This window comes from Streptomyces sp. NRRL F-6676, from assembly GCF_000725625.1.
Classification (GTDB): Bacteria; Actinomycetota; Actinomycetes; order Streptomycetales; family Streptomycetaceae; genus Streptomyces.
This window is the reverse complement of record NZ_JOHS01000018.1, coordinates 74,967-100,501: the sequence shown is the minus strand read 5'-3', so window position 1 is coordinate 100,501 and position 25,535 is coordinate 74,967. Positions and strand designations below refer to the sequence as shown.

Sequence of the window (25,535 nt, the reverse complement as noted above, 5' to 3'; positions counted from 1 at the left end):
GAGCACATCTCGCGATGGTGACAAGGGGAGGCCGCTCGTGGCCCACGAGGTCGATCAGTCATTCCTGGCGCTGCCGTTGCGCGCGCTCGCCGACGCCGCGCTCGCCCGGGCGCGGGCGCTCGGGGCCGAGCACGCGGACTTCCGGTTCGAACGGGTGCGCAACGCGGCCTGGCGGCTGCGGGACGCACGGCCCGCCGGGGCCTCGGACACCACCGACCTCGGGTACGCGGTCCGGGTGGTGCACGGCGGGACCTGGGGGTTCGCCTCCGGGGTGGACCTGACCATGGACGCCGCCGCGAAGGTCGCCTCGCAGGCCGTCGCCATGGCGAAGCTGTCGGCGCGGGTGAGCGCGGCCGCGGGGTCGGACGAGAGGGTGGAGCTCGCCGACGAGCCCGTGCACGCCGAGCGGACGTGGGTGTCGTCGTACGGGATCGATCCCTTCTCCGTGCCCGACGAGGAGAAGGCCGGGCTGCTCGCCGAGTGGAGCGCGCGGCTGCTGGCGGCCGACGGTGTCAGCCACGTGGACGCCTCGCTGCTCACGGTGCACGAGAACAAGTTCTACGCCGACACCGCGGGGACCGTGACCACCCAGCAGCGGGTGCGGCTGCACCCGCAGTTCACCGCCGTCGCCGTCGACGAGTCGACCGGGGAGTTCGACTCGATGCGCACCCTCGCGCCCCCGGTGGGACGCGGCTGGGAGTATCTGACGGGCACCGGCTGGGACTGGGAGAGCGAGCTGGCCGGGATTCCGGAGCTGCTCGCCGAGAAGATGCGGGCGCCGAGCGTCGAGGGCGGGGTGTACGACCTCGTCGTCGACCCGTCGAACCTGTGGCTGACCATCCACGAGTCGATCGGGCACGCCACCGAACTCGACCGCGCGCTGGGCTACGAGGCCGCCTACGCCGGCACCTCCTTCGCCACCTTCGACCAGCTCGGCAAGCTCAGGTACGGCTCGGAGCTGATGAACGTCACCGGCGACCGCACCGCCGAGCACGGGCTCGCCACGATCGGGTACGACGACGAGGGCGTCGAGGCGCAGTCCTGGGACCTGGTGAAGGACGGCACCCTGGTCGGCTACCAGCTCGACCGGCGGATCGCGAGGCTGACCGGCTTCGAGCGGTCGAACGGATGCGCGTACGCCGACTCCCCCGGCCATGTGCCCGTGCAGCGCATGGCCAACGTGTCGCTGCGGCCGGACCCCGCCGGGATGTCGACGGAGGACCTGATCGGGGGCGTGGACCGGGGGATCTACGTGGTCGGCGACCGGTCCTGGTCGATCGACATGCAGCGGTACAACTTCCAGTTCACCGGACAGCGCTTCTTCCGGATCGAGAACGGGCGGATCACCGGGCAGCTGCGGGACGTCGCCTACCAGGCGACGACCACCGACTTCTGGGGCTCCATGGCGGCTGTCGGCGGCCCGTCCACCTATGTGCTCGGCGGCGCGTTCAACTGCGGCAAGGCCCAGCCCGGCCAGGTCGCCTCGGTGTCGCACGGCTGCCCGTCCGCCCTCTTCAGGGGAGTCAACATCTTGAACACCACTCAGGAGGCCGGTCGATGAGCGCCCGCACCAACAAGCCGCACGAGATCGTCGAGCGGGCCCTGGAGCTGTCCCGGGCGGACGGCTGCGTCGTCGTCGCGGACGAGCACTCGACCGCCAATCTGCGCTGGGCGGGCAACGCGCTGACCACCAACGGCGTCACGCGCGGGCGCACGGTCACCGTCGTCGCCGTCGTCGACGGCAAGGAGGGCACGGCGTCCGGCGTGGTCTCCCGCTCGGCGGTGACCGCGGACGAGCTGGAGCCGCTGGTGCGGGCCGCCGAGGACGCCGCGCGCGGCGCCGGACCGGCCGAGGACGCGCAGCCGCTGGTCGCGGACGTGCCGGTCTCGCCCGACTTCACCGAGGTGCCCGCCGAGACCTCCTCGGCCGTCTTCGACGGCTTCGCGCCGGCCCTGGGCGACGCGTTCGCCCGCGCCCGGGCCGGCGGCCGGGAGCTGTACGGTTTCGCCAACCACGAACTGGTCTCCAGCTACCTGGGCAGCTCGACCGGGCTGCGGCTGCGGCACGACCAGCCCACGGGCACCCTGGAGCTCAACGCCAAGTCACCGGACCGCACGCGCTCGGCGTGGGCCGGCCGCGCCACCCGGGACTTCACCGACGTGGACCCGGCGGCACTCGACGCCGAACTCGCCGTACGCCTGGGCTGGGCGGAGCGACGGGTGGAGCTGCCCGCGGGCCGCTACGAGACGCTGCTGCCCCCGACGGCCGTGGCGGACCTGCTGATCTACCAGCTGTGGTCGGCGGCGGCCCGGGACGCCGCCGAGGGCCGTACGGTCTTCAGCCGGACCGGCGGCGGCACCCGTGTCGGCGAGAAGCTCGCGGAACTGCCGCTGACGCTGCGCAGCGACCCGCACGAGCCGGGCCTGGAGTGCGCCCCGTTCGTCCTCGCCCACTCCTCGGGGGACGACCGCTCGGTGTTCGACAACGGGCTGCCGCTGACCGCCACCGAGTGGCTCTCCGACGGCGCGCTGAAACACCTGACGACCACCCGGCACAGCGCCGGGCTGACCGGGCTGCCGGTCGCCCCGGCGATCGGGAACCTGATCCTGGACGGGGGCACCGACCGTTCCCTGGAGGAGATGGTCGCGGACACGGAGCGAGGGCTTCTGCTGACCTGCCTGTGGTACATCCGCGAGGTCGACCCGGCGACGCTGCTGCTGACCGGGCTGACCCGGGACGGCGTCTACCTGGTCGAGAACGGCCAGGTCACCGGCGAGGTCAACAACTTCCGCTTCAACGAGTCGCCGGTGGACCTGCTGGGCCGGGCGACCGAGGCGGGGCGCACGGAGAAGACCCTGCCGCGGGAGTGGAGCGACTGGTTCACCAGGGCCGCGATGCCTCCGCTGCGGGTGCCGGACTTCAATATGAGCTCTGTCAGTCAGGGCGTATAACCTCGTAGCCGACCTCACCCATGAGCACCACCGCATCACCAAGGAGACGCGAGAACCGTGACGGACATCGTCGACGAGCTGAAGTGGCGTGGGCTGTTCGCCCAGTCCACTGACGAGGACGCTTTGCGCAAGGCGCTCGCGGACGGTCCCGTCACGTTCTATTGCGGCTTCGACCCGACCGCCCCGTCCCTGCACGTGGGGCACCTGGTCCAGGTGCTCACCGTGCGCCGGCTCCAGCAGGCGGGGCACCGGCCGCTGGCGCTGGTCGGCGGGGCCACGGGCCAGATCGGCGACCCGCGGCCGACGGCGGAGCGCACGCTGAACCCGCCGGAGACCGTCGCGGGCTGGGTCGAGCGGCTGCGTGGCCAGATCGAGCCGTTCCTGTCCTTCGAGGGCGAGAACGCGGCCGTCATGGTCAACAACCTGGACTGGACCGCGGGGCTGTCCGCGATCGAGTTCCTGCGGGACATCGGCAAGCACTTCCGCGTCAACAAAATGCTGACCAAGGACTCCGTCGCCCGGCGCCTGGAGTCCTCCGAGGGCATCAGCTACACCGAGTTCAGCTACCAGCTCCTCCAGGCGATGGACTTCCTGGAGCTGTACCGGCGCTACGGCTGCACGATGCAGCAGGGCGGCAGCGACCAGTGGGGCAACCTCACGGCCGGCCTCGACCTGCTGCACCGGCTGGAGCCGGACGCCGGCGTGCACGCCTACGCCACGCCGCTGATGACCAAGGCGGACGGCACCAAGTTCGGCAAGACCGAGGGCGGCGCGGTCTGGCTGGACCCGGAGATGACGACGCCGTACGCGTTCTACCAGTTCTGGCTGAACGTGGACGACCGGGACATCTCGGGCTACATGCGGATCCTGTCCTTCAAGTCCCGCGAGGAACTGGAGGAGCTGGAGCGGCAGACCGCGGAGCGGCCGCAGGCGCGGGCGGCGCAGCGGGCGCTGGCCGAGGAGCTGACGGCGCTGGTGCACGGCCCGGAGCAGGCGGCCGCGGTGATCGCCGCGTCGAAGGCGCTGTTCGGGCAGGGCGAGCTGGACGGTCTCGACGAGGCCACGCTGGCGGCGGCCCTCTCCGAGCTGCCGCATGTGAAGGTCGCCGAACTCGCCCCGGTCGTGGACCTGTTCGCGGAGGTCGGCCTTGTCGCCAGCAAGTCCGCCGCGCGACGCACGGTGAAGGAGGGCGGCGCGTACGTGAACAACGCCAAGGTCACGGCGGAGGACGCGGTCCCCGCCACGGAGGACCTGCTGCACGGCCGGTGGCTGGTGCTGCGGCGCGGGAAGCGCAACCTGGCGGCGGTAGAGTTCACGGCCGGAGTCTGACGGCGGCGGAGTGCACGGCCGGGGCCCGATGCCCCCGTAGGCCGCGGCCGCGGGCCGGCAGGGGCGGCGTGAGCGGCAGGGGCGGCGTGGGCGGAGTCAGATCCGCTCGCGCTGCCTGCGCCTGCCCCGCATGGCCATGTAGAGCATCTCGCCGAAGAAGACGAGGACGACCGCCGCGGCGAGCTGGAGGAAGTGGCGGCCCCAGTCGATGCCGCGGGTCGAGCCGATGCCGATGCCCCGGGCGATCGCGTTGCCGACGATGCCGCCGATGATGCCCATGACGGTCGTCAGCCAGAGCGGGCTGTGCTGCTTGCCCGGAAGGATCAGCTTGGCGAGCAGTCCGAGCACGAATCCGACGATGATCGCCCACAACCAGCCCATGATGTCCTCCTTGTACGGCCCGCCCCGAGCAGTACGACCAGGTTGAGGTGGTCCCCCGGACGGTGCACGCGGGACGGGGCCGACCGTGTGACGGCTTCGCGACGGCACTCCCCCGTTCCGCCCGGCCTGCGCCGACCCCCTCTCGTGGCCTGGGCGGACGGGGCGTACCGTTGAGATGTTCGGAGCGGGGCCCGACCGGGTTCGCACCGGTACGGGCCGGGCGGGCAGTGGGGCAGGTGGGCGGTGGAAGTGATGGCGAAGCGGAACGGCGGCGGCAATGCCCAGGTGTTCCGGATCACCGGCGCCCGGCAGGGTCTTGCCGACGATGTGCGCGGGCGGCAGCGGCGGTACGTCATCTCCATGGGGCTGCGCACCGTCGCGGTGATCCTCGCCGCCTCTCTGTGGAACGTGGAGCGGTACGTCGCGATTGTCGCCCTGGTGCTCGGTGCGGTGCTGCCCTACGTCGCCGTGGTGATCGCCAACGCGGGCCGGGAGAACGCTCCGGGGCTGCCGTCCACGTTCGTGCGGATGCCCACGCGTCCGATGATCCCGCCGCCGGCCGCCGACCGTGCCACGGGTTCGGGCGCCGACGATCCGCTGCCCGGGGCGGCCGCGGGACCGCGCGGCGAGTCGCGCGAACGGGCCTGACCACGGCGGATCCGCGGAACCGGAACCACCCCTTGCGCAGCCCCCGCGGGGGAGCCGAAGAATCCTCAGATCAATCGTGCTGTTCCGGTGCCGGGCGACGGGCTACCCGTGACATACTTCGTACGCGCTCCGCATCCCCCGTCGGAGCGACAGACCGACGCCGGGCAGCTCCCCCCGTGGCTGCTCGGCGTCGCCTTGTGACCGGCCGGTATTGTCGCGGTGTGATGGTCCCCGATGATCCCGCCACCCCGATCTGCTCCGCCAAGGGCTGCCGTGCCGCCGCCGTATGGGTCCTGGCCTGGAACAACCCCAAGCTGCACACCCCCGAGCGCCGCAAGACCTGGCTGGCCTGCGGCGAACACCGGGAGCATCTTTCCCAGTTCCTGGGCGTGCGGGGGTTCCTGAAGGACGTCGTACGGCTGGAGGAATGGGAACCGGCCGACGAAACCCCGCACCCCGGCGGCGACGCCCCGCACCCCGGCGGACCGGCCGCCGGGCAGGGTGACGGTTCAGCCGCCGATCGCTGACATCGGGCGGTCCGGCTGGAGGAACGTGGGGTCGTCCAGACCGGATCCGGCCTTCTTTCCCCACATCGCCACGCGCCAGATGCGGGCGATCTCCTCGTCGGGCGCGCCCGAGCGCAGCGCCTCGCGCAGATCCGTCTCCTCCCGCGCGAACAGACACGTCCGTATCTGCCCGTCGGCCGTCAGCCGCGTACGGTCGCAGGCGGCGCAGAACGGGCGGGTGACGGAGGCGATCACGCCCACGCGGTGCGGGCCGCCGTCCACGATCCACCGCTCGGCGGGGGCGGCGCCGCGTTCCTCCGCGCCCTCCGGGGTCAGTGTGAAGCGGGTGCGCAGCGCGGTGAGGATGTCCCCGGCGGTGACCATGCCCTCGCGCTTCCAGCCGTGCTGGGCGTCGAGCGGCATCTGTTCGATGAAGCGCAGCTCGTAGTCGTGCTCCACGGCCCAGGCGAGGAGGTCGGGGGCCTCGTCCTCGTTGAGGCCGGGCATCAGCACGGTGTTGACCTTGACGGGGGTCAGTCCGGCGGTGCGGGCGGCGTCGAGACCTTCGAGGACGTCCTTGTGGCGGTCCCGGCGGGTGAGGGTCTTGAAGACCTCGGGGCGCAGCGTGTCCAGCGAGACGTTGACCCGGTCCAGGCCCGCCGCCTTCAGGGCCGTCGCGGTGCGCTTGAGGCCGATGCCGTTGGTGGTGAGGGACATCCGGGGGCGCGATTCGAGGGCCGCGACCCGTTCGACGATGCCGACGAGCCCGGGGCGCAGCAGGGGCTCGCCGCCGGTGAAGCGGACCTCGGTGATGCCGAGGGTGCCGGTCGCGATGTCGATGAGGCGGACGATCTCGTCGTCCGTGAGCAGGTCCGGCTTGGCCAGCCACTGCAAGCCCTCCTCGGGCATGCAGTAGGTGCACCGCAGATTGCAGCGGTCGGTCAGCGAGACGCGCAGGTCGGTGGCCACCCGGCCGTAGGTGTCGATGAGCACGTGGGCCCCCTCCCTCGGGTCACTGCGTAATTCTTCCCGACAACTGCGAGCCTACGTGACGCCACCGACAACGGCCGAGGCGTCTCTGCCGCGAATCCGCGAATCCTGTACGTCCCCCAGCGCCCCCGCACACACCGGGGCCGCGCCGTGCGGTGCACGACGCGGCCCCGGCGGGGGTCGATCAGGTGCTCAGTGCGCTCCCGTGCCGGTCAGGGACCGCACCTCCAGCTCCGCGTACTTGCCCTCGTCCGGCTTCTCCTTCGACAGCAGCGTGCCGATCACGCCCAGCAGGAAGCCGACCGGGATGGAGATGAGCCCCGGGTTCTCCAGCGGGAACCAGTGGAAGTCGACGTCCGGGAACATCGACGACGGCTTGCCGGAGACCACCGGCGAGAACAGCACGAGTCCGACCGCGGTGACCAGGCCGCCGTAGATCGACCACAGCGCCCCGGAGGTGGTGAACCGCTTCCAGAACAGGCTGTAGAGGATGGTCGGCAGGTTGGCGGAGGCGGCGACCGCGAAGGCGAGCGCGACGAGGCCGGCCACGTTGAGGTCACGGGCGAGGGCGCCCAGCACGATGGAGACGGCGCCGATGCCGACGGTCGCCCAGCGGGCCGCGCGCAGCTCCTCCTTCTCGCCCGCCTTCCCCTTCTTGATGACGTTGGCGTAGATGTCGTGCGCGAACGACGAGGAGGAGGCCAGGGTGAGCCCCGCGACGACCGCGAGGATCGTGGCGAAGGCGACCGCGGAGATGGAGGCGAGCAGGACCGCACCCCAGGTGGAATCCACGCCGCCCAGATGAAGGGCGAGCAGCGGGGCCGCGGTGTTGCCCGCCTTGTTGGAGGCGATGATCTCGTCCGGTTTGATCAGCGCGGCGGCGCCGAAGCCGAGGGCGAGGGTCATCAGGTAGAAGCCGCCGATGAGGCCGATGGCCCAGTTGACGGACTTCCGGGCGGTCTTGGCGGTGGGCACCGTGTAGAAGCGGATCAGGATGTGCGGCAGTCCGGCGGTGCCGAGGACCAGGGCGACGCCCAGGGAGATGAAGTCCAGCTTGGTGGTGCCGGTGGCACCGTACTTCAGTCCGGGTTCGAGGAAGGCGGAGCCCTTGCCGCTGTTCTCGGCGGCCTTGCCGAGCAGGTCGGAGATGTTGAAGTCGAACTTCAGCAGCACCAGGAAGGTCAGCAGGATGGCGCCGATGATCAGCAGCACGGCCTTGACCATCTGCACCCAGGTGGTGCCCTTCATGCCGCCGATGGTGACGTACACGATCATCAGGAGGCCGACCAGGGCGACGATCGCGATCTTGCCGCCGTCGCTGGTGATGCCGAGCAGCAGCGAGACGAGGACGCCGGCGCCGGCCATCTGCGCCAGCAGGTAGAAGATCGACACGACGATCGTGGAGGTACCCGCGGCGGTGCGCACCGGGCGCTGCCGCATGCGGTACGCCAGCACGTCGCCCATGGTGTAACGGCCGGAGTTGCGCAGGGGTTCGGCGACCAGGAGGAGGGCGACGAGCCAGGCGACCAGGAAGCCGATGGAGTACAGGAAGCCGTCGTAGCCGGCCAGGGCGATGGCGCCGGCGATGCCGAGGAAGGAGGCGGCGGACATGTAGTCGCCGGAGACTGCGAGGCCGTTCTGGAAGCCGCTGAACTGGCGGCCGCCGGCGTAGAAGTCGGCGGCGTCCTTGGTCTGCCGGCCCGCCCAGACGGTGATGACGAGCGTGGCGGCGACGAACACCGCGAACAGGGTGATGATCAGCGTGCGGTGCTCGCCGGCCTCTCCGGCGGCGAGCAGGGTGGTGTGTGCTGCGGGGTGTGCGGGGCTCATGCGCCGCCCTCCATCCGGGCCTTGATGGCGTCCGCCTTGGGGTCGAGCTTGGCGGCGGCGTGCCGCGAGTACCACCAGGCGATGAGGAACGTGGTGAGGAACTGGGCGAGGCCGAGCACCAGGGCGACGTTGATGTTGCCGAAGAGCTTGGTGCCCATGAAGTCGCCCGCGTAGTTGGACAGCAGGACGTAGAGCAGGTACCAGGCGGCGAAGGCGATGGTCAGCGGGAAGGCGAACGACCGGTGGGCGCGGCGCAGTTCACCGAACTCGGCGCTCTGCTGCACCGCGGTGAACTCCTCGGTCGACGGGAGCCGGGGTTCGGCCTTCGAAGGGGGAGGTGCGTCGGTGGCCACGAAGTCTCCTCGCGTTGCTGGTGCGTACGGGTGGTGACGACGGTGAACGAGGAGGGTGTGTTCCCGGTCACTCTCCCGTTCCCTGCACAAGGTCACGGACCGGCCCGCCGACCGGTTCAACATCCGCGGCGGCTTTCCGGGGACGTCTTCCGTACCCGCTTCGGCACCCGCTTCGGCGCTCCGCCGAGACATCATCAATCCGGGTGATTTTGCGAACTCATTGCTGACCAGCGAGGACGCGGGATAGCGTCACCCTGCACCACCCGTCATGTACCTGCCCGGGCCGTCCACCCGCGTCCCGGGCTTTCACGCTTACGGATGATGTGGAGATCCCATGCCTCGTCTGCGCTCGCGCCGCGTCATAGCCCTTCCGCTCGGAATGGCCATGGCCTCCGCCCTCGCCTTCCTGCCGAACACCGGCGCCTTCGCCGCCGAGGGGACGCCGGGGGCCGCCACGGCCGACGGCACCCCGCTCAGCTACGTCGTCAACGTCACCCCGGGGCACGGCAGTTCGGCCCGGGTGCAGCGGGCCATCAGCAGGGCCGGCGGCACGGTCGTCACCTCGTACGACAAGATAGGCGTCATCGTCGTCCACTCCTCGAACGCCGACTTCGCGAGAACCGTCCGCCGGGTGCCCGGCGTCCAGTCGGCCGGTGCGACCCGTACCGCCCCGCTGCCCGCGCAGTCCACCACCGACGTCGGCACCCCCAAGGCGCTCTCGGCGCAGGAGGTGGCGGGCGCCCAGGCCGTCGACGGCCAGGACCCGCTGGAGCCGTTGCAGTGGGACCTGCCCGCCATCAAAGCGGACAAGGCGCACGAGAAGACGCTCGGCAGCCGCAAGGTGACGGTCGCCGTCATCGACACCGGCGTCGACGACACCCACCCGGACATCGCGCCCAACTTCGACCGCCAGGCCTCCGCCAACTGCGTCTCCGGCAAGGCGAACACGGCCGACGGCGCCTGGCGGCCCACCGCCGAGGAGAGCCCGCACGGCACGCACGTGGCGGGCGAGATCGCGGGCGCCAAGAACGGCGTCGGCATCACCGGTGTCGCGCCGGGCGTGAAGGTGGCCGGCATCAAGGTCGCCACGACGGCCGGCTTCTTCTACACCGAGGCGGTGGTGTGCGGCTTCATGTGGGCCGCCGACCACGGCGTCGACGTCACCAACAACAGCTATTACACCGACCCCTGGTACTTCAACTGCACCGACGACCCGGACCAGAAGGCGCTCGTCACGGCCCTGACCCGGGCCACCCGGTACGCGGAGCACAAGGGCACGGTCAACGTCGCCGCCGCCGGCAACGAGAGCTACGACCTGGCCGCGGACGAGATCACCGACCCCTCCTCCCCCAACGACACCACCCCCGGGGACCGGGTGATCGACACCTCCAAGTGCTACGACATCCCGACCCAGCTGCCGGGTGTCGTCACCGTCGCCGCGACCGGCGCCAAGGGCATCAAGTCGTCGTTCTCCAACTACGGCCTCGGCCAGATCGACGTCGCCGCGCCCGGCGGTGACTCGACGGCCTACCAGACCCCGGCCCCGCCCGCCAACAGTGGCCTGATCCTCGGCCCACTGCCGGGCGGCGGCTGGGGCTACATGGCCGGTACGTCGATGGCGAGCCCGCACGTCGCCGGTGTGGCCGCGCTCATCAAGTCGACGCACCCGCACGCTTCCGCCGCGCTGGTGAAGGCCCTGCTGTACGCCGAGGCCGACGCCACGCCGTGCACCAAGCCGTACGACATCGACTCGGACGGCAAGGTCGACGCGGTGTGCGAGGGCTCGAAGAACCGCAACGGGTTCTACGGGTGGGGCACCGTGAACGCGCTCAAGGCGGTCACGCGGTAGTCCCGTTCGGCAGGTGAGGGGCCGGGCGCGCCTGTGGCGCACCCGGCCCTCTCGTGCGCCGCGCGCCCGCGCATACTGCGGTCATGACCGACATCGACATGGCGTGGGCGGCGCTGGGCGGGGACGCGTCGCTGGTCCCCCGGGTCTCGGCCGTCGTACGGGAGGGGGCGCTCGCGGCTCGGCTGCCCGTGCGGGAGCTGGCGCGGGCGTGCGTGGGGGCGTGCGCGCTGGCCGGCGCCGAGTGGCAAGCGCGGCGGGCCGGGCTCGTACAGGTGCCCGAGGTGCGGGTGGACGACGGGGCCGTCGCGACCGCCTTCCACAGCGAACGGCAGCTGCGGGTCGAGGGGCGCGCGCCGGAGACGTTCGCGCCGCTGTCGCGCTTCTGGCGCACCACGGACGGCTGGGTGCGCACGCACGCCAACTACCCGCACCACCGGGCACGCTTGCTCGGCGCGCTGGAACTGACGGCCGACGCCACCGCGGAGACGGTCGAGGCGGTACTCGCCGAACGGTCCGCCGCCGAGGTGGAGGAGGCGGTGTACGCGGCCGGGGGGCTCGCGGTGGCGATGCGCACGCCCGAGGAGTGGGCGGCGCACGCGCAGGGCAGGGCGCTCGTCACGCACCCCCTGGTGGAGCGCGAGCGCCTGGACGACGCGCCGGCGCGCACGCCCGTGCCGCTCACGGGTGCGCCCCTGCTCCCGATGGCGGGGCTGCGGGTCCTGGACCTCACCCGGGTCGTCGCCGGACCCGTGGCCACCCGCACGCTCGCCCTGCTCGGCGCCGACGTGCTGCGGATCGACAGCCCCGGGCTCCCCGAACTCCCGGACCAGCACCTCGACATGGACTTCGGCAAGCGGTCCACGGCGCTCGACCTGATGGCGCCGGGCGACCGCAAGGCGTTCGAGGAGCTGCTGACCGGCGCCGACGTGGTCGTGACGGGGTACCGGCCCGGCGCGCTGGACCGCTTCGGGCTCTCCGCCCGGGCGCTCGCCGAGCGGCGGCCGGGGCTGGTCGTGGCGCAGTTGTCGGCGTGGGGCGCGTACGGCCCCTGGGGCGGGCGCCGAGGCTTCGACAGCCTGGTGCAGGTCGCCACCGGCATCGCGGTGACCGAGGGGGCGGCGGGCCGGCCTGGGGTGCTGCCGGCGCAGGCCCTGGACCACGGCACGGGCTATCTGCTGGCGGCGGCGGTCCTGCGGTCCCTCACCGAGCAGACGGAACGGGGCGGCTCCCGCGTCGTACGGCTCGCCCTGGCGCGGACGGCGGCGTGGCTGACGGGGGCGGGGCTGACGGAGGCGGGGCTGACGGAGGCGGGGACGCCGGGTACCGGGACGGCCCCGTCGGCGCCGGGGGCGCCGTACGAGGACGCCTCGCCCTGGCTGGCGGAGACGGGCAGCGGGGCGGGCCGGCTGCGGTACGCCCTGTCGCCGGTCCGCTTCGCGGACTCCCCGGTGACCTGGGAGCGGCCGCCGGGGGCGTGGGGCGCCGACGCGGCCCGGTGGCGGTGAGGGGGCGTCAGCCCTCGTGGGGCCAGGTCCGGACGGGGCCGTCGGCGCTGTCAGTAGGAGGCCGTATTCTCATTGACCATGCTCGAAGACCCTACGATCGCAGCGCCCCCGGCATCCTGGCCGGCCGCGTATCCGCAGGGGTACGCGGTCGTCGACGTGGAGACCACAGGTCTGGCCCGGGACGACCGCATCATCTCGGCGGCCGTCTACCGGCTGGACGCGCGCGGTGAGGTCGAGGACCACTGGTACACGACGGTCAACCCGGAGCGCGATCCCGGCCCCGTGTGGATACACGGTCTGACGAGCGAGGCGCTCGAGGGGGCGCCCCTGTTCCAGGAGGTGGCCGAGGAGTTCGCGGCCCGGCTGGCGGGCCGGGTGCTCGTCGCGCACAACGCGGTCTTCGACTGGTCGATGATCGCCCGGGAGTACGCGCGCGTGGGCCACGAGCCGCCGGTCCGTCAGCGGCTGTGCACCATCGCGCTCTCCAAGGCGCTCGCGCTGCCGCTGCCCAACCACAAGCTGGAGACGCTGGCCGCCCACTTCGGCGTCGTCCAGCAGCGGGCGCACCACGCGCTGGACGACGCGCGCGTGCTGGCCGAGGCGTTCCGGCCGAGCCTGCACGCGGCGGCGCGGGACAACGTCCGGCTGCCGCTCCTGGAGTGCCTGCCGCTCACCGAGTGGTCCGCCACGCCGCGCATCGGCCGCCAGGCCACGCCCGCCGGGGGCTACCGGCCCGGGAGTTGGCGCCAGTCCCGCAAGCTGCCGCCGTGCCCCTACCCCAACCCCGGCAGGTACGAGGAGGGCCGGCCGCTGAAGCAGGGGATGCGGGTGGCGTTCTCCGGGGACACCTCGGTCGACCGCGAACTGCTGGAGGACCGCGCGGTCGACGCCGGGCTGCACGTGGCGACGAGCCTGTCCCGGCTCACCAGCCTGCTCGTCACCAACGATCCCGACTCGGGCACCTCCAAGGTGGTCAAGGCCCGGCAGTTCGGCACGCCGGTGGTCGACGAGGCGGCCTTCGGCCAGCTCCTCCAGAACGTGGCACCGGCGACGGCGACGGGCGAAGCGAAGGGCGCAAGCAGCCGCAAATGACCACAAGAGGAAACAGACAGACTTGGAACGCATACCGGACGTACGGGTGACGGTGCGGCGACGCGCCCGGCGGTCGCTCGCCCGGCGCGGGGCGGCACCGCACCCTGTCCCCCATGGCACGTTGCGAGGTCTGCGGAAACGACTACGGCATGACGTTCGAGGTGCACGCCCAGGGTGCGGTGCACGTCTTCGACTGCTTCTCCTGCGCGATCCACCGGATGGCCCCGATCTGCGAGCACTGCCGCGTGCAGATCATCGGCCAGGGCGTCGATGTGGACGGCCACTGGTACTGCGGGGCGCACTGCGCCCGCGCGGAGGGGAGGGTGGGCATCACGGACCGGGTCTGACGCCGGGGGACCCCTACGCGTCGGGCGCCCGCGCGCAGGAGGTACCGTCATCGGGTGTACCGCTTCCTGTTGTCCCGGCAGTGGGTGATCCTCACCCTCATCGCACTCGTGCTCATCCCGACGATGATCGAGCTGGGCTTCTGGCAGCTGCACCGGCACGAGCACAAGGTGGCGCTGAACAAGGTGATAGGCGACTCGCTGGCCGCGAAGCCGGTGCCCGCCGAGTCGCTCACCTCCCCGGGCGGCCAGGTCAAACACGTCGACCTGTACCGCAGGGTGACCGCGGAGGGCCGCTTCGACACCGCGCACGAGGTCGTCGTCCGGCGCCGTACGAACACCGACGGCGAGGTCGGCTATCACGTGCTGACCCCGTTCGTCCTGGACGACGGCAAGGTACTGCTGGTCAACCGGGGCTGGGTCCCGGCGGACGGCGCGCAGACCGAGTTCCCGAAGATCCCGGCGCCCGCGCACGGTGAGATCACCGTCACCGGGCGGCTGATGCCGGACCAGACGACCGCCGACAGCGGCATCAAGAACGTCAAGGGCCTCCCCGACCGCCAGGTCATGCTGATCAACAGCAAGGAGGAGGCCGACCGGCTCGGCAAGCAGGTCCTCGGCGGCTATGTGGAGCTGACGGCGCCGGAGCCGAAGGGCGGCAGCCCGGAGCTGATCCCGGACCCCAACCACAGCGACATCGGCCCCCACATGGCGTACGCCGTCCAGTGGTGGCTGTTCTCGGCAGGCGTTCCGGTGGGCTGGGTCGTCCTGGCCCGGCGGGAGGCCCGCGACCGGGCGGGCGCGGAGCGCGAGAACGGCGAGAACGACGGGAACGGCGACACGGCGGAGTCGCGGGAACCCGCCACGGCGTAAGGCCCGTCCCGGGGGGCTTTCGATGCCTCCGTGCGCCCCGGGCCTGCGTGATTGCGCCGGTCCCGTTCCGGGAACCCGCAGCCGCATGGAGTTGCGCATCGAGGACTACGCCCTCATCGGTGACGAACAGACCGCCGCGCTGGTCAGCAGAGCCGGTTCCCTCGACTGGCTCTGTCTGCCCCGCTTCGATTCCGGGGCCTGCTTCGCCGCACTCCTCGGCGACAGACAGAACGGCCACTGGCGCCTCGCGCCCAAGGGGGCCGAGACCTGCGCCCGGCGGGCCTACCGGCCCGACTCCCTGATCCTGGACACCGAGTGGGACACCCCGGAGGGATCGGTCCGCGTCACCGACCTGATGCCGCAGCGCGACCGCGCCCCCGACGTCGTCCGCATCGTCGAAGGGCTGTCCGGTGCCGTCACCATGCGCGGCGCGCTCCGGCTGCGTTTCGACTACGGCTCGATCGTCCCCTGGATGCGGCGCACCGACGGCCACCGCGTGGCGGTCGCGGGGCCCGACGCCGTCTGGCTGCGCAGCGAGCCGCATGTGCGCACCTGGGGCGAGGACTTCTGCACACACTCGGAGTTCACCGTGCGGGAGGGCGAGAAGGTCGCCTTCGTCCTCACCTGGCACCCCTCGCACGAACCGCGCCCCCCGCTCGTCGACCCGTACACCGCCCTGCGCACCAGCCTCGCGGACTGGCAGGACTGGGCGGCCAAGTGCCGCTACGACGGGCCGCACCGGGACGCCGTCGTGCGCTCCCTGATCACCCTCAAGGCGCTCACGTACCGGCCGACCGGCGGCATCGTCGCCGCGCCGACCACCTCACTGCCCGAACAGCTGGGCGGGGTCCGCAACTGGGACTACCGCTACTCCTGGCTGCGCGACTCCACGCTCACCCTGAACGCGCTGCTCGGCGCCGGCTATCTGGACGAGGCCGAGGCGTGGCGGGACTGGCTGCTGCGCGCGGTCGCCGGCGACCCCGCCGACCTCCAGATCATGTACGGCCTCTCGGGCGAGCGGCGGCTGCGCGAGGTGGAGCTGCCCTGGCTCTCCGGCTACGCCGGCTCCTCCCCCGTACGGATCGGCAACGACGCGGTGACCCAGCTCCAGCTGGACGTGTACGGCGAGGTCATCGACTCCCTCTCGCTCGGGCTCAGCGCCGGGCTGCCCGCCAAGCCGCACATGTGGCAGGTGCAGCGGGCCCTGATGGACTTCCTGCGCACCGCCTGGAAGCAGCCCGACGAGGGGCTGTGGGAGGTGCGCGGCGGCCGCCGGCACTTCGTCTACTCCAAGGTGATGGCGTGGGTGGCCGCCGACCGCGCGGTGCGCGCGCTGGAGGAGAATCCCGAGCTCGACGGCGATCTCGACGGCTGGCGGGCGATGCGGGACGAGGTGCACCGGGAGGTGTGCGAACGGGGGTACGACCCGAAGCGGAACACGTTCACCCAGTTCTACGGCTCGCAGGAGCTGGACGCCTCGCTGCTGCTCATCCCCCGGGTCGGCTTCCTGCCGCCGGAGGATCCCCGGGTGGTCGGCACGGTCGACGCGGTCCGCGCGGAGCTGGGCCACGAGGGCTTCGTACGCCGCTACAGCACGGCCGGCCCCAACGTCGACGGGCTGCCCGGCGACGAGGGGACGTTCCTGGTCTGCTCCTTCTGGCTCGCGGAGGCGCTGCATCTGACGGGCCGCACGGAGGAGGCCAGGGAACTGTTCGAACGGATCGTCGCCCTCGCCAACGACGTCGGGCTGCTCGCCGAGGAGTACGACCCGGTCGACGGCCGTCAGCTCGGCAACTTCCCGCAGGCGTTCAGCCATCTGGGCCTGGTCAACACGGCGCTGTGCCTGTACGGCGGCAAGGGGGCCAGCCCCGCGTTCCCGCAGCAGTGAGGGCAGGATAGGCGTATGGATCTTGGACTGAAGGACCGTGTGTACGTGGTCACCGGGGCGACCCGGGGGCTGGGCAACGCCGCCGCGCGGGAGCTGGTGGCCGACGGGGCCAAGGTGGTGCTCACCGGCCGGGACGAGAAGGCCGTGGCCGAGGCCGCGGCGGAGCTCGGGCCGAACGCGGTGGGGGTGGCCGCGGACAATGCCGACCCGGAGACGCCGGCCCGGCTGATCGCCGCCGCGCGTGAGCACTTCGGCGGCTTCCACGGGGTGCTGGTGAGTGTGGGCGGGCCGCCGCCGGGGTTCGTCGCCGACACCACGGACGAGCAGTGGGGGGCCGCGTTCGAATCCGTGTTCCTGGGGGCGGTGCGGATGGCGCGGGCGGCCGCGGCGGAGCTGGCGGAGGGCGGGGTGATCGGGTTCGTGCTGTCGGGGTCGGTGTACGAGCCGGTGCCGGGGCTCACGATTTCGAACGGGCTGCGGCCGGGGCTGGCGGGGTTCGCGAAGTCGCTGGCGGACGAGTTGGGGCCGCGGGGGATCCGCGTGGTGGGGTTGTTGCCGGTACGGATCGATACGGACCGGGTGCGGGAGCTGGACGCGTTGTCCGCGGATCCGGAGGCGACGCGGCGGGCGCAGGAGTCGCGGATTCCGTTGCGGCGGTACGGGTTGCCCGAGGAGTTCGGGCGGGTGGCGGCGTTCGTGCTGTCGCCGGGGGCGTCGTATCTGACGGGTGTGATGCTGCCGGTGGACGGGGGCGCGCTGCGGGGGTTCTGAGGGGCTGCGCCGGCGGGCCCCCTGAAGATGCGCAGTTCCCCGCGCCCCTCGAAGGGGCGCGGGGAACTGCGCGAGCAGCCATGAACCCACCCGCAGTCGCCCGACGACACGCACTCCCGAGCTGTGAGGCTCCCCGCCCCGGAGGGCCGAGTCAGTCGGACAGGCCCGCCAGGTCGCGGAGGCGGCGGGCCTGGGCGGCGCGTTCGGCCGCGCGCTGCGCGTCGTACGTGCGGTCGGCCGCCCCCCGCAGCAGCGCCTTCGTCTCGACGACGGCGTCCCTCGGGGCCGCAAGCAGCGCGTCCACGAGGTCCCGCACCGCGTCGTCGAGCTGCGCGCCGGGCACCGCCGCGTTGGCCAGACCGGTGCTCACCGCCTCCTCCGCGTGGACGAAGCGGCCCGTCGCGCAGATCTCCAGGGCGCGGGCGTAGCCGACCAGGCCGACGAGCGGGTACGTACCCGTGAGGTCCGGCACCAGGCCGAGGCTGGTCTCACGCATGGCGAACCGCACGTCGTCCGCGACGACGCGCAGGTCACAGGCGAGCGCCAGCTGGAATCCGGCACCGATGGCATGGCCCTGAACGGTGGCGATCGACACGAGGTCGTTCCGCCGCCACCAGGTGAACGCCTCCTGGTACGCGGCGATCGTCGCGTCCAGCTCGGCGTCGTCGCTGCGCGCGAGACCGAGGAACGAGGGCTCGCCGGGGATTCCCTCGGGCGTGAGCATCTGCTGGTCGAGCCCCGCCGAGAAGGACTTGCCCTCGCCGCGCAGCACGACCACCCGCACCGAACCCGGCAGCAGCCGGCCGACCTCGATCAGCGCGCGCCACAGAGCGGGGCCCTGGGGGTTGCGCTTGGCGGGGTTGGTCAGCGTCACCGTGGCGACCGCGTCGTCCACGGTGAGACGTACGCCGTCCTTGTCGAATACCGGTTCGAGGTCCAGTCCGAGCGAAGCCATGGGGTACCTCCGAGGGGTGCGGTCGTCGGGGACGCCGTACGCCGGCATCCCAAGTGACTGCACAGTAACCACCCGGTCGGTCACCCGACCGCCCGGGTGGTCACCATCGGAGAACCGATGGCCGCCCAGGGCTCGAGGGCCTCAGGCGGAGGTGGACTTCTTTCCCCGGGTCGCTCCGCCGCGTCCACGCAGCGTGACGCCCGACTCGCTGAGCATCCGGTGCACGAAGCCATACGAGCGGCCGGTCTCCTCGGCCAGCGCCCGGATGCTCGCACCGGAGTCGTACTTCTTCTTCAGGTCTGCCGCGAGCTTGTCGCGCGCGGCGCCGGTCACCCGGCTGCCCTTCTTCAGAGTCTCGGCCACCCGTGCCTCCTCATGGGAAGTGCGCTCTGGTCCTCTCATGATCACCCCTCCGGGGCGGGTTGGCCACCCATTCGGCAAGGTCGATGAGAGACGGTTTTGACGACAGGAGCGGGTCCCCACAAGCGGAAGGATGTATTCCGATCGGTGGCGTTCCGTACGTCCGAACGAGTGCTTCCGCGAAGCAGCAGGTCACGGACGTGCGACGGCCGGGCCCCCGCGGAAGGGGGGCCCGGCCGGAAGAGCGGCGTGCGACGCACCGCGGTACGAGGAGATCTCACACAGATGGTGGATCACTGATGGGCCGAATGATCCATGAGTAATGGATCATCGCCTCGGACCGGCGTCGGCATCGACGCCGGTTTCCCTGTCGACCCGGGGTCGGTCTCCACGCCGACCCGGGTGCCGGGACCGGCTCAGGCGAGGGCGACGAGGTCCGCGTAGTCGGAACCCCACAGGTCCTCGACGCCGTCCGGGAGCAGGATGATCCGCTCCGGCTGCAACGCCTCCACCGCGCCCTCGTCGTGGGTGACCAGGACGACCGCGCCCTTGTACGTGCGCAGGGCGCCGAGGATCTCCTCGCGGCTGGCCGGGTCGAGGTTGTTGGTGGGCTCGTCCAGGAGCAGCACGTTGGCGGAGGAGACGACGAGGGTGGCCAGCGCGAGCCGGGTCTTCTCACCGCCGGAGAGGACCCCGGCGGGCTTGTCGACGTCGTCGCCGGAGAAGAGGAACGAGCCGAGCACCTTGCGGACCTCGACGAGGTCCATGTCGGGCGCGGCCGAACGCATGTTCTCCAGCACAGTGCGGTCGGCGTCGAGGGTCTCGTGCTCCTGCGCGTAGTAGCCGAGCTTGAGGCCGTGGCCGGGGACGACCGCGCCGGTGTCGGGCTGCTCGACGCCGCCGAGCAGCCGCAGCAGCGTGGTCTTGCCGGCGCCGTTGAGGCCGAGGATGACGACCCGGGAGCCCTTGTCGACGGCCAGGTCGACGTCGGTGAAGATCTCCAGGGAGCCGTACGACTTCGACAGTCCCTCGGCCATGAGCGGGGTCTTGCCGCAGGGGGCCGGCTCGGGGAAGCGGAGCTTGGCGACCTTGTCGGACTGACGGACCGCCTCCAGACCGGCGAGCAGCTTGTCGGCGCGGCGGGCCATGTTCTGCGCGGCGACCGTCTTGGTGGCCTTGGCGCGCATCTTGTCGGCCTGCGAGTGGAGCGCGGCGGCCTTCTTCTCGGCGTTCTGCCGCTCCCGCTTGCGGCGCTTCTCGTCCGCCTCGCGCTGCTGCTGGTACAGCTTCCAGCCCATGTTGTAGACGTCGATCTGGGAGCGGTTGGCGTCCAGATAGAACACCTTGTTGACGACCGTCTCGACCAGGTCCACATCGTGGGAGATGACGATGAAGCCGCCGCGGTAGGTCCTGAGGTAGTCGCGCAGCCAGATGATCGAGTCGGCGTCGAGGTGGTTGGTGGGCTCGTCGAGCAGCAGGGTGTCCGCGTCGGAGAACAGGATGCGGGCCAGCTCGATACGGCGGCGCTGACCGCCGGAGAGCGTGTGCAGGGGCTGGCCGAGCACGCGGTCGGGCAGGTTGAGCGCGGCGGCGATGGTGGCGGCCTCGGCCTCGGCGGCGTACCCGCCCTTGGTGAGGAACTCGGTCTCCTGGCGCTCGTACTGCTTCAGCGCCTTCTCCCGGGTGGCGCCCTGGCCGTTGGCGATGCGCTGCTCGTTCTCGCGCATCTTGCGCAGCAGTACGTCGAGGCCGCGCGCGGAGAGGACGCGGTCGCGGGCGAGCACGTCGAGGTCGCCGGTACGGGGGTCCTGCGGGAGGTAGCCGACCTCGCCGGAGCGGGTGACCGTGCCGGCGGCGGGGATGCCCTCGCCGGCCAGGACCTTGGTGAGGGTGGTCTTGCCGGCGCCGTTGCGCCCGACCAGCCCGATGCGGTCGCCCTTGGCGACGCGGAAGGTGGCGGACTCGATGAGGATGCGGGCACCGGCGCGCAGCTCGATGCCGGAAGCGGAAATCACGGACAGACTCCAGTAAGCGGGAGAGGGCGGGACGGGCGGCTGGGGGCGTTCCCGCTGTCTAATGCGCGAGGAGAATGGCCATGGGCCAAGTCTAACGGGGGTGCGCAAGCGGTTTTGCCCCGTGCGAAGCCCTGCGGGCGCGCTTCCCACCGCGTCCCGTGCGCGCCGCCGGCGTACTCCTCCTGGGTAGGGCCCTGCCGGTTCCGGCCGCGTTGTCAGTGGGGGGTGCAAGACTGTGAAGCAGGCCACATTCCGGCCGTGGAGGGCGCGGGATGCGAAGGCCGTGAAGGGAGCGTGATCGGCATGGCAGGCACGGGCGGCGGACGTCCGAGCGTCTTCCCGACGCTGTTGTACGCGGACGCGTCGGCGGCGTTCCGCCAGCTGACCGCGGCGTTCGGCTTCTCGGAACGCGCGGTGTACGAGGGCGAGGACGGCAAGGTGGTCCACGCCGAACTGGTGCAGGGCAACGGCGCGGTGATGCTCGGCTCCAAGGGCCGGGGCGGCCGGTTCGACGAGGCGATGAAGGGCGGGGGCCCGTCGGGCGTCTACGTGGTGGTGGACGACGTCGACGCGCACCACCGCAGAGCCGTGGAGCACGGCGCGGAGATCCTCATGCCCCCGACGGACCAGGACTACGGCTCGCGGGACTACATGGCCCGGGACGTGGAGGGCAACATCTGGAGCTTCGGGACGTACGCGCCGGAGACCGGTTCCTGAGCGGGGACCAGTACCGGGACCAGTACCTGACCGGGGCCCGGTCGCCGGGCCGGGCGGCCGGGCCGGGGGATGGCTCGTGGGGTCAGCCGCCGGTGTGGACCTGGAAGGCGGCTCTGCGGACGGCTCTGGCCAGCGCCGGGTCGGGGTGCGCGGCGGCGAGGGCGACGAGCACCTGCACCGTGCGCGGATGGCCGACGGCGCGCACCTCGTCCAGGAGCGCGGGCACGGTGGGCTGCACGGCGGACTCCAGGTGGCGTACGAGGAGCGGCGCCTCCCCGTGGTCGGCGACGGCGGCGGCGGTGTCGACCCACAGCCAGGTGGCCTCCTCGCGGGTGAGCACCTCGTGGGCGTCCTCGGGGTCGACGCCCTCCTGCTCGGCGAGCCAGAGCAGGGCGTAGGGGCGCAGTCCGGCCTCCTCGGCGGCGCTGCGCACCTCGGGTTCGGCGGGGGCGCCGACGACGCGCAGCGCCTCGAAGGCCAGGCCGCGCAGCAGGGCGTCCTCGCCGCGGGCGGCCTCGAGGAGTTCGGTGACGGCGGCGCCGACGGGGCGGGCGGCGAGCCAGGCGCGGTACTCGGCGCGGGCGGCGTTGGGGCGGAGCTGGGCGCAGCCGCGGAGCATGTCCTCGGCGGCGACCTCGATGTTGCCGGCGGGGCTCTGCGCGGCCACGCAGATCTGCTCCAGCTTGACCCACACCGCCCAGTTGCCGAGCGGGGTGAGGGTGGCCTGGCCGTCGCCGTAGGTCAGCGCCCCGACGGAGGCGAGCGCCCGCAGCGCCCAGTCGAGGAGGGGGGCGAGGGTGCCGGCGTCGGCGGGTTCGGGAGGGGCGGGAGGAACGACGGGGGAAGGAGGTTCGACGGCCCTCAGGCCGCCCTGGGAGCCGCCGTTCGACGGGGCGAGGGGCTCGGGCGCGGGGCCGTAGGGGACCTCGCAGCGTTCGGTGCGCAGCTCGGTGACGCGCTGGCGCAGCAGGTCCAGGAGCTGTTCCACGGGCACGGGGCCGGCGGAGAGCTGGAGGAAGGAGAGGAGCTGGGGCATCGCGGAGACGACCTCGGCGACGTCGGCGTGCTCCCGGTCCGACGGCTCCGGTGAGGCGAGCGACCAGGCGTCGAACAGGGCGACCCAGCCGCGCAGGACGGCGCTGTCGTCACGGTCCCAGGCGCGCAGCCGCCAGCCGGAGCGGGCGCTGTTGCCGTGCACCTCGACGAGGCCGGCGAGCCGGGCGGTGTCCCAGTCGGCGCGCACCTGAGCGACGGTCAGCCGCAGTTCGTCCGCCGCGTGTTCGGCGGTCCGGTCGGACAGGGTGCCTCCGCCGTCGGAGCCCGCGCCGTCACGGCCCGGGCGCAGTGCGGTGTCGGCCCACCGGGCGATCGTGGCGGCCCCGGCCAGCCGGGCGCGGGCCATGCGGGCCAGTTCCGCCGGTGGCGGGGTGCCCTCCGGCGGCCGGGGCGCGGGGCGGCGCGTGCGGTGCTGGTTCACCGCCCGGGGAGCGGCGGCCAGGGGCCGCGGGCGGACGAGTCGGAGCCTGGAGTCGCGCGGGGTACGGGACGTCACAGGTGCAGTCTTCCGGTTGACGGTCCGAAAACCCAAACGGAATGCGGACGCCGGGCCCTCTCGATACGGCGGGGGCAGCGCAACCGCCACTCACCACGCCACGAACCGGAACGAACCCGCGCCCCGTAAGGGGCACGGGGCCGTACTGGATCCGCGGCTCCGCCGCGCGGGCGTGGGCGACCGCGCCCGCTCGGGGGCGTGGGACCGTGCGAATCCGCGGTGAGCGCCACGCGAGCGCGAGAAGTTCCCCCACCCGCCCCGCAACCGCCCCCTGGCCCCGCCTGCCCCCGAGCTCTCCCGCGCCCGGGGGGGCCTGGGAGCAGAGCCCCCAGGTGAAGGACGGGAGGACAGGGGCGGCGGGGGCGAGAGAACCCCCAGGTCACACCAGCGGCGTCAAGAAGCGCCCCAGTGCCTCCTCGTACCCCTCGGGGTCCGCGTTCCACATCGCCCCGTGCACCCCCTCCCGCACCTCGTGCAACGCCACCAAACCCTCTTTCGCCTCCGCCAAGCGCCGCGACGCCCCCCACGGCGCGACGGCGTCCCGCGGCCCATGAAAGATCAGCGTCGGCTTCGTGAGCCGCCCTGGATCCACCACCCGCCGCAACCGCTCCGCGTCCCACCGCGCCTTCCCCTGCGCCGCCCGCACCGCCAACGGCAGCAACACCCCCGGTGTGTGCCGCGCCGCCGCCAGCGCCCGCACCGTCGCCTCCCGGTCGAGCACCGGCGAGTCGAGCACCAGCCCCACGACACGATCCCGCAGCTCGGAGCGGACCGCGGCGGTCAGCGCCATGGTCGCGCCGGTCGACCAGCCGTGCAGCACCACCTGCCGGGCACCATGGCGCACGGCGTACTGGATCGCCGCGTCCACGTCCCGCCACTCGGTGTCCCCGAGGTGGTTGAGGCCGTCCGGCGAACGGGGCGCGCCGGCGTCGCCCCGGTGGGAGAGGGCGAGCACGGTGAGGTGGTTGCGGTTCCAGAACCGCATCAGGTTCATCGCGTGCTCGCGGGTCGCGCCGAGCCCGTGCACGGCGATCACCCACATGTCGCGCACGCCCGGCACGAACCACGCCGGCAGCGGGCCGAGTTCGCCGGGCACGTCCACGTCGGTGTAGTCGAGGCCGAGGGCGGTGCCCGGGTCGCCGATGTGGAGGCTGGGGGTGAGCCAGACCCTGTCGCCGGTCTCCAGGGTGCCGTGGGTGACACGTTCGAGCCGGCGGACGACCGTGTCGGCGGAGTGCGGGGTTCCGGTGAGGACCTGGCCGACGACCGCGTGGGAGCCGTGGCCGGCGAGACCGTAGGTGCCGGGGCGCCGGGAGGCGAGGGCGCGGGTGAGGGTGATGCGGCCGGCGGCCGTGGCGTGGACGGTGAGGCGGGGTTCGGTGGGGAGGGGGCGGCCGGGGGGCGCCTTGAGGGCGGCGTCGGCGGCGAGGCGGCCGGCGGCCAGGCCGGTGGCGCCGGCGAGGCCGGCGGCGAGGGCCAGGGCTGTGGTGACGGTGGTGGGGGTCGGCCTGACGGTACGCACCGGTCCAGTGTCGTGGGTGCGGGGGGCTTCGGCCAGCGGGCCTCCTGATTGGGGTGGGGTGCTGTGGTTTGTCTCGCCCCCGCCGCCCCTGCCCTTCCCCTCCCTTTCAAGGGGCTCCGCCCCTTGAACCCCGTGGGGTGCGTCGTCGGCCGACCGCCGGTGGGGCTTCTCGCGCAGTTCCCCGCGCCCCTTCCGGGGCACGGAGAGTACTCGCGCCCCGGCGGCGGAGCCGCGCACCCGACTCAGCCCCGCGCCCCTACCTAGCGCTTCGCTGGCCGTATGCCCTCAATTGGGTCCGCACCTCGTTCAGTTGGTCGGGTGTCAGGAGGGTGGGTGGGCCTGCCGACGTCGATGTCGCTGTGAGCCAGACGTGGCACATCCATTCGAGTTGGGCGGTGTGGTCGTAGGCCTGGTCGAGGGTGGTGCCGTAGGCGAGGGTGCCGTGGTTCTGGAGGAGGCAGGCGGTGCGGTCGGTGAGGGCGTGGAGCACGTTGTCGGCCAGTTCGGGTGTGCCGTACGTGGCGTAGGGGGCGACCCGGACGGGGCCGCCCATGGCCGCGGCCATGTAGTGGATCAGCGGGAGCTCCCGGACGAGCGTGGAGACCGCCGTCGAGTGCACCGCGTGGGTGTGCACGACCGCGCGTGCGCCGGTGGCGCGGTACACCGCGAGGTGCATGGGTAGTTCGCTGGTCGGCCGCAGCGTGCCGAGCACCTGGCGGCCGTCGAGGGCGACGCCGACCACGTCGTCGGGGCTCAGCCTGTCGTACGGCACTCCGGTGGGGGTGACCAGCACCGTGTCCCCGACCCGTACCGACACGTTGCCGGAGGTGCCGACGACCAGTCCGTCGGCGACCGTCCGGCGGGCGGTGGCGACGAGCGCCTCCCAGGCGCCGGCCACCCCGTCCCCGGCCGTCTCCCGCTCCCGCGCCCGCTGCCGCTGTCGCTCCCGTTCCGGGTTCTGCCGCTGCTCAGCCATGGCGCGATCATGCCAGGTACGCCGTGCGCGCCCGGCGCTCGCACCGGCGCATAAGCCCGCGAACGCGCCCATATGAGCCGATTGGATGATGATTGGCAGTTTTCCTCCGGTCTTCTACTACTCTCTG

23 protein-coding genes are annotated in these 25,535 nt (G+C 72.4%); 13 read left to right on the top strand and 10 right to left on the bottom strand.

The features are described from left to right. The first annotated feature begins 37 nt into the window (after positions 1-37). Genes IO29_RS14875 through tyrS form a run of 3 tightly spaced genes read left to right on the top strand, consistent with a single transcriptional unit; the run spans position 38 to position 4,281 of the window. Positions 38-1,561 carry a TldD/PmbA family protein gene (locus IO29_RS14875; RefSeq protein ID WP_030378942.1) on the top strand — a complete coding sequence of 508 codons (1,524 nt, stop codon included), beginning with the start codon at positions 38-40 and terminating at the stop codon, positions 1,559-1,561. After that, the gene (locus tag IO29_RS14870; RefSeq protein ID WP_030378943.1) at positions 1,558-2,952 is read left to right on the top strand and encodes a TldD/PmbA family protein; all 1,395 of its coding nucleotides are present in this window, start codon (positions 1,558-1,560) and stop codon (positions 2,950-2,952) included. Before IO29_RS14875 ends, IO29_RS14870 begins: the two co-directional genes overlap by 4 nt. Positions 2,953-3,009: 57 nt before the next feature. Continuing rightward, the gene (gene tyrS / locus IO29_RS14865; protein ID WP_030378944.1) at positions 3,010-4,281 is read left to right on the top strand and encodes a tyrosine--tRNA ligase; all 1,272 of its coding nucleotides are present in this window, start codon (positions 3,010-3,012) and stop codon (positions 4,279-4,281) included. 96 nt (positions 4,282-4,377) lie between these two features. Here the strand turns inward: tyrS and IO29_RS14860 are convergent, their stop codons facing one another. After that, positions 4,378-4,662: a GlsB/YeaQ/YmgE family stress response membrane protein gene (locus IO29_RS14860; RefSeq protein WP_030378945.1), complete on the bottom strand. Its 285-nt coding sequence runs from the start codon at positions 4,660-4,662 to the stop codon at positions 4,378-4,380. 252 nt (positions 4,663-4,914) lie between these two features. Here IO29_RS14860 and IO29_RS14855 point away from each other — a divergent pair, with 252 nt between their 5' ends. Continuing rightward, positions 4,915-5,310, top strand: coding sequence for a DUF3099 domain-containing protein (locus IO29_RS14855; protein WP_030378946.1), 396 nt, complete (start codon positions 4,915-4,917; stop codon positions 5,308-5,310). 224 nt (positions 5,311-5,534) lie between these two features. After that, positions 5,535-5,837, top strand: a complete 303-nt coding sequence (locus tag IO29_RS14850) for a hypothetical protein (protein ID WP_234307465.1) — start codon at positions 5,535-5,537, stop codon at positions 5,835-5,837. On the opposite strand, the gene moaA is transcribed toward IO29_RS14850, so the two are convergent. The 3 genes from moaA to IO29_RS14835 all read right to left on the bottom strand — a co-directional run bounded on the left by moaA (position 5,820) and on the right by IO29_RS14835 (position 8,989). Then, positions 5,820-6,809: a GTP 3',8-cyclase MoaA gene (gene moaA / locus IO29_RS14845; RefSeq protein ID WP_030378948.1), complete on the bottom strand. Its 990-nt coding sequence runs from the start codon at positions 6,807-6,809 to the stop codon at positions 5,820-5,822. The two genes, IO29_RS14850 and moaA, sit on opposite strands and share 18 nt — an antisense overlap. Before the next feature lie 189 nt (positions 6,810-6,998). After that, entirely contained in the window at positions 6,999-8,636 is a 1,638-nt protein-coding gene (locus tag IO29_RS14840; protein ID WP_030378949.1) for a solute symporter family protein, read from the bottom strand. Further along, on the bottom strand, positions 8,633-8,989 hold the full coding sequence (locus tag IO29_RS14835) for a DUF485 domain-containing protein (RefSeq protein ID WP_030378950.1): 357 nt from the start codon (positions 8,987-8,989) through the stop codon (positions 8,633-8,635). The genes IO29_RS14840 and IO29_RS14835 overlap by 4 nt, the downstream gene beginning before the upstream one ends. 334 nt (positions 8,990-9,323) lie before the next feature. Between IO29_RS14835 and IO29_RS14830 the strand changes: the two genes are divergently transcribed. From IO29_RS14830 to IO29_RS14800, 7 genes are all read left to right on the top strand, one after another. Then, a complete protein-coding gene (locus tag IO29_RS14830) occupies positions 9,324-10,838 on the top strand; it encodes a S8 family peptidase (protein ID WP_030378951.1) in 1,515 nt (504 codons plus the stop codon). An 83-nt stretch (positions 10,839-10,921) separates the two neighbouring features. Further along, a complete protein-coding gene (locus IO29_RS14825) occupies positions 10,922-12,343 on the top strand; it encodes a CoA transferase (RefSeq protein ID WP_030378952.1) in 1,422 nt (473 codons plus the stop codon). A gap of 78 nt (positions 12,344-12,421) precedes the next feature. Then, positions 12,422-13,435 (top strand): DEDDh family exonuclease, encoded by a 1,014-nt coding sequence (locus IO29_RS14820; protein WP_030378953.1) that lies wholly within the window; start codon positions 12,422-12,424, stop codon positions 13,433-13,435. Positions 13,436-13,548: 113 nt separating this feature from the next. Beyond that, a complete protein-coding gene (locus tag IO29_RS14815; RefSeq protein WP_078618191.1) occupies positions 13,549-13,782 on the top strand; it encodes a hypothetical protein in 234 nt (77 codons plus the stop codon). Positions 13,783-13,836: 54 nt separating this feature from the next. After that, on the top strand, positions 13,837-14,652 hold the full coding sequence (locus tag IO29_RS14810; RefSeq protein ID WP_030378955.1) for an SURF1 family cytochrome oxidase biogenesis protein: 816 nt from the start codon (positions 13,837-13,839) through the stop codon (positions 14,650-14,652). 85 nt (positions 14,653-14,737) lie between these two features. Beyond that, on the top strand, positions 14,738-16,540 hold the full coding sequence (locus tag IO29_RS14805; RefSeq protein ID WP_030378956.1) for a glycoside hydrolase family 15 protein: 1,803 nt from the start codon (positions 14,738-14,740) through the stop codon (positions 16,538-16,540). A gap of 15 nt (positions 16,541-16,555) precedes the next feature. After that, positions 16,556-17,311 (top strand): SDR family oxidoreductase, encoded by a 756-nt coding sequence (locus IO29_RS14800; protein WP_030378957.1) that lies wholly within the window; start codon positions 16,556-16,558, stop codon positions 17,309-17,311. Positions 17,312-17,462: 151 nt separating this feature from the next. On the opposite strand, the gene IO29_RS14795 is transcribed toward IO29_RS14800, so the two are convergent. From IO29_RS14795 to IO29_RS14785, 3 genes are all read right to left on the bottom strand, one after another. Then, positions 17,463-18,266: an enoyl-CoA hydratase/isomerase family protein gene (locus IO29_RS14795; RefSeq protein ID WP_030378958.1), complete on the bottom strand. Its 804-nt coding sequence runs from the start codon at positions 18,264-18,266 to the stop codon at positions 17,463-17,465. Positions 18,267-18,407: 141 nt separating this feature from the next. Then, positions 18,408-18,629, bottom strand: coding sequence for a helix-turn-helix domain-containing protein (locus IO29_RS14790; RefSeq protein WP_030378959.1), 222 nt, complete (start codon positions 18,627-18,629; stop codon positions 18,408-18,410). A 413-nt stretch (positions 18,630-19,042) separates the two neighbouring features. Continuing rightward, positions 19,043-20,641: an ABC-F family ATP-binding cassette domain-containing protein gene (locus IO29_RS14785; RefSeq protein WP_030378960.1), complete on the bottom strand. Its 1,599-nt coding sequence runs from the start codon at positions 20,639-20,641 to the stop codon at positions 19,043-19,045. Between the two features lie 303 nt (positions 20,642-20,944). Here IO29_RS14785 and IO29_RS14780 point away from each other — a divergent pair, with 303 nt between their 5' ends. Continuing rightward, positions 20,945-21,358 (top strand): VOC family protein, encoded by a 414-nt coding sequence (locus IO29_RS14780; protein WP_030378961.1) that lies wholly within the window; start codon positions 20,945-20,947, stop codon positions 21,356-21,358. An 82-nt stretch (positions 21,359-21,440) separates the two neighbouring features. On the opposite strand, the gene IO29_RS14775 is transcribed toward IO29_RS14780, so the two are convergent. From IO29_RS14775 to IO29_RS14765, 3 genes are all read right to left on the bottom strand, one after another. Continuing rightward, on the bottom strand, positions 21,441-22,910 hold the full coding sequence (locus IO29_RS14775; protein WP_199806858.1) for a hypothetical protein: 1,470 nt from the start codon (positions 22,908-22,910) through the stop codon (positions 21,441-21,443). A gap of 379 nt (positions 22,911-23,289) precedes the next feature. After that, positions 23,290-24,432, bottom strand: coding sequence for an alpha/beta hydrolase (locus IO29_RS14770; RefSeq protein WP_030378963.1), 1,143 nt, complete (start codon positions 24,430-24,432; stop codon positions 23,290-23,292). Positions 24,433-24,688: 256 nt separating this feature from the next. Further along, on the bottom strand, positions 24,689-25,408 hold the full coding sequence (locus IO29_RS14765; protein ID WP_030378964.1) for a class II aldolase/adducin family protein: 720 nt from the start codon (positions 25,406-25,408) through the stop codon (positions 24,689-24,691). Between the last annotated feature and the right edge of the window lie 127 nt (positions 25,409-25,535).

What these genes read in the sequence shown, in the direction of transcription:
- IO29_RS14860 (WP_030378945.1), bottom strand. Translation starts at nt 4,662, where the DNA reads ATGGGCTGGTTGTGGGCGATCATCGTCGGATTCGTGCTCGGACTGCTC.
- IO29_RS14870 (WP_030378943.1), top strand. Translation starts at nt 1,558, where the DNA reads ATGAGCGCCCGCACCAACAAGCCGCACGAGATCGTCGAGCGGGCCCTG.
- IO29_RS14840 (WP_030378949.1), bottom strand. Translation starts at nt 8,636, where the DNA reads ATGAGCCCCGCACACCCCGCAGCACACACCACCCTGCTCGCCGCCGGA.
- IO29_RS14800 (WP_030378957.1), top strand. Translation starts at nt 16,556, where the DNA reads ATGGATCTTGGACTGAAGGACCGTGTGTACGTGGTCACCGGGGCGACC.
- IO29_RS14855 (WP_030378946.1), top strand. Translation starts at nt 4,915, where the DNA reads ATGGCGAAGCGGAACGGCGGCGGCAATGCCCAGGTGTTCCGGATCACC.
- IO29_RS14850 (WP_234307465.1), top strand. Translation starts at nt 5,535, where the DNA reads ATGGTCCCCGATGATCCCGCCACCCCGATCTGCTCCGCCAAGGGCTGC.
- IO29_RS14825 (WP_030378952.1), top strand. Translation starts at nt 10,922, where the DNA reads ATGACCGACATCGACATGGCGTGGGCGGCGCTGGGCGGGGACGCGTCG.
- IO29_RS14795 (WP_030378958.1), bottom strand. Translation starts at nt 18,266, where the DNA reads ATGGCTTCGCTCGGACTGGACCTCGAACCGGTATTCGACAAGGACGGC.
- IO29_RS14815 (WP_078618191.1), top strand. Translation starts at nt 13,549, where the DNA reads ATGGCACGTTGCGAGGTCTGCGGAAACGACTACGGCATGACGTTCGAG.
- IO29_RS14830 (WP_030378951.1), top strand. Translation starts at nt 9,324, where the DNA reads ATGCCTCGTCTGCGCTCGCGCCGCGTCATAGCCCTTCCGCTCGGAATG.
- IO29_RS14805 (WP_030378956.1), top strand. Translation starts at nt 14,738, where the DNA reads ATGGAGTTGCGCATCGAGGACTACGCCCTCATCGGTGACGAACAGACC.
- IO29_RS14780 (WP_030378961.1), top strand. Translation starts at nt 20,945, where the DNA reads ATGGCAGGCACGGGCGGCGGACGTCCGAGCGTCTTCCCGACGCTGTTG.
- IO29_RS14765 (WP_030378964.1), bottom strand. Translation starts at nt 25,408, where the DNA reads ATGGCTGAGCAGCGGCAGAACCCGGAACGGGAGCGACAGCGGCAGCGG.
- IO29_RS14820 (WP_030378953.1), top strand. Translation starts at nt 12,422, where the DNA reads ATGCTCGAAGACCCTACGATCGCAGCGCCCCCGGCATCCTGGCCGGCC.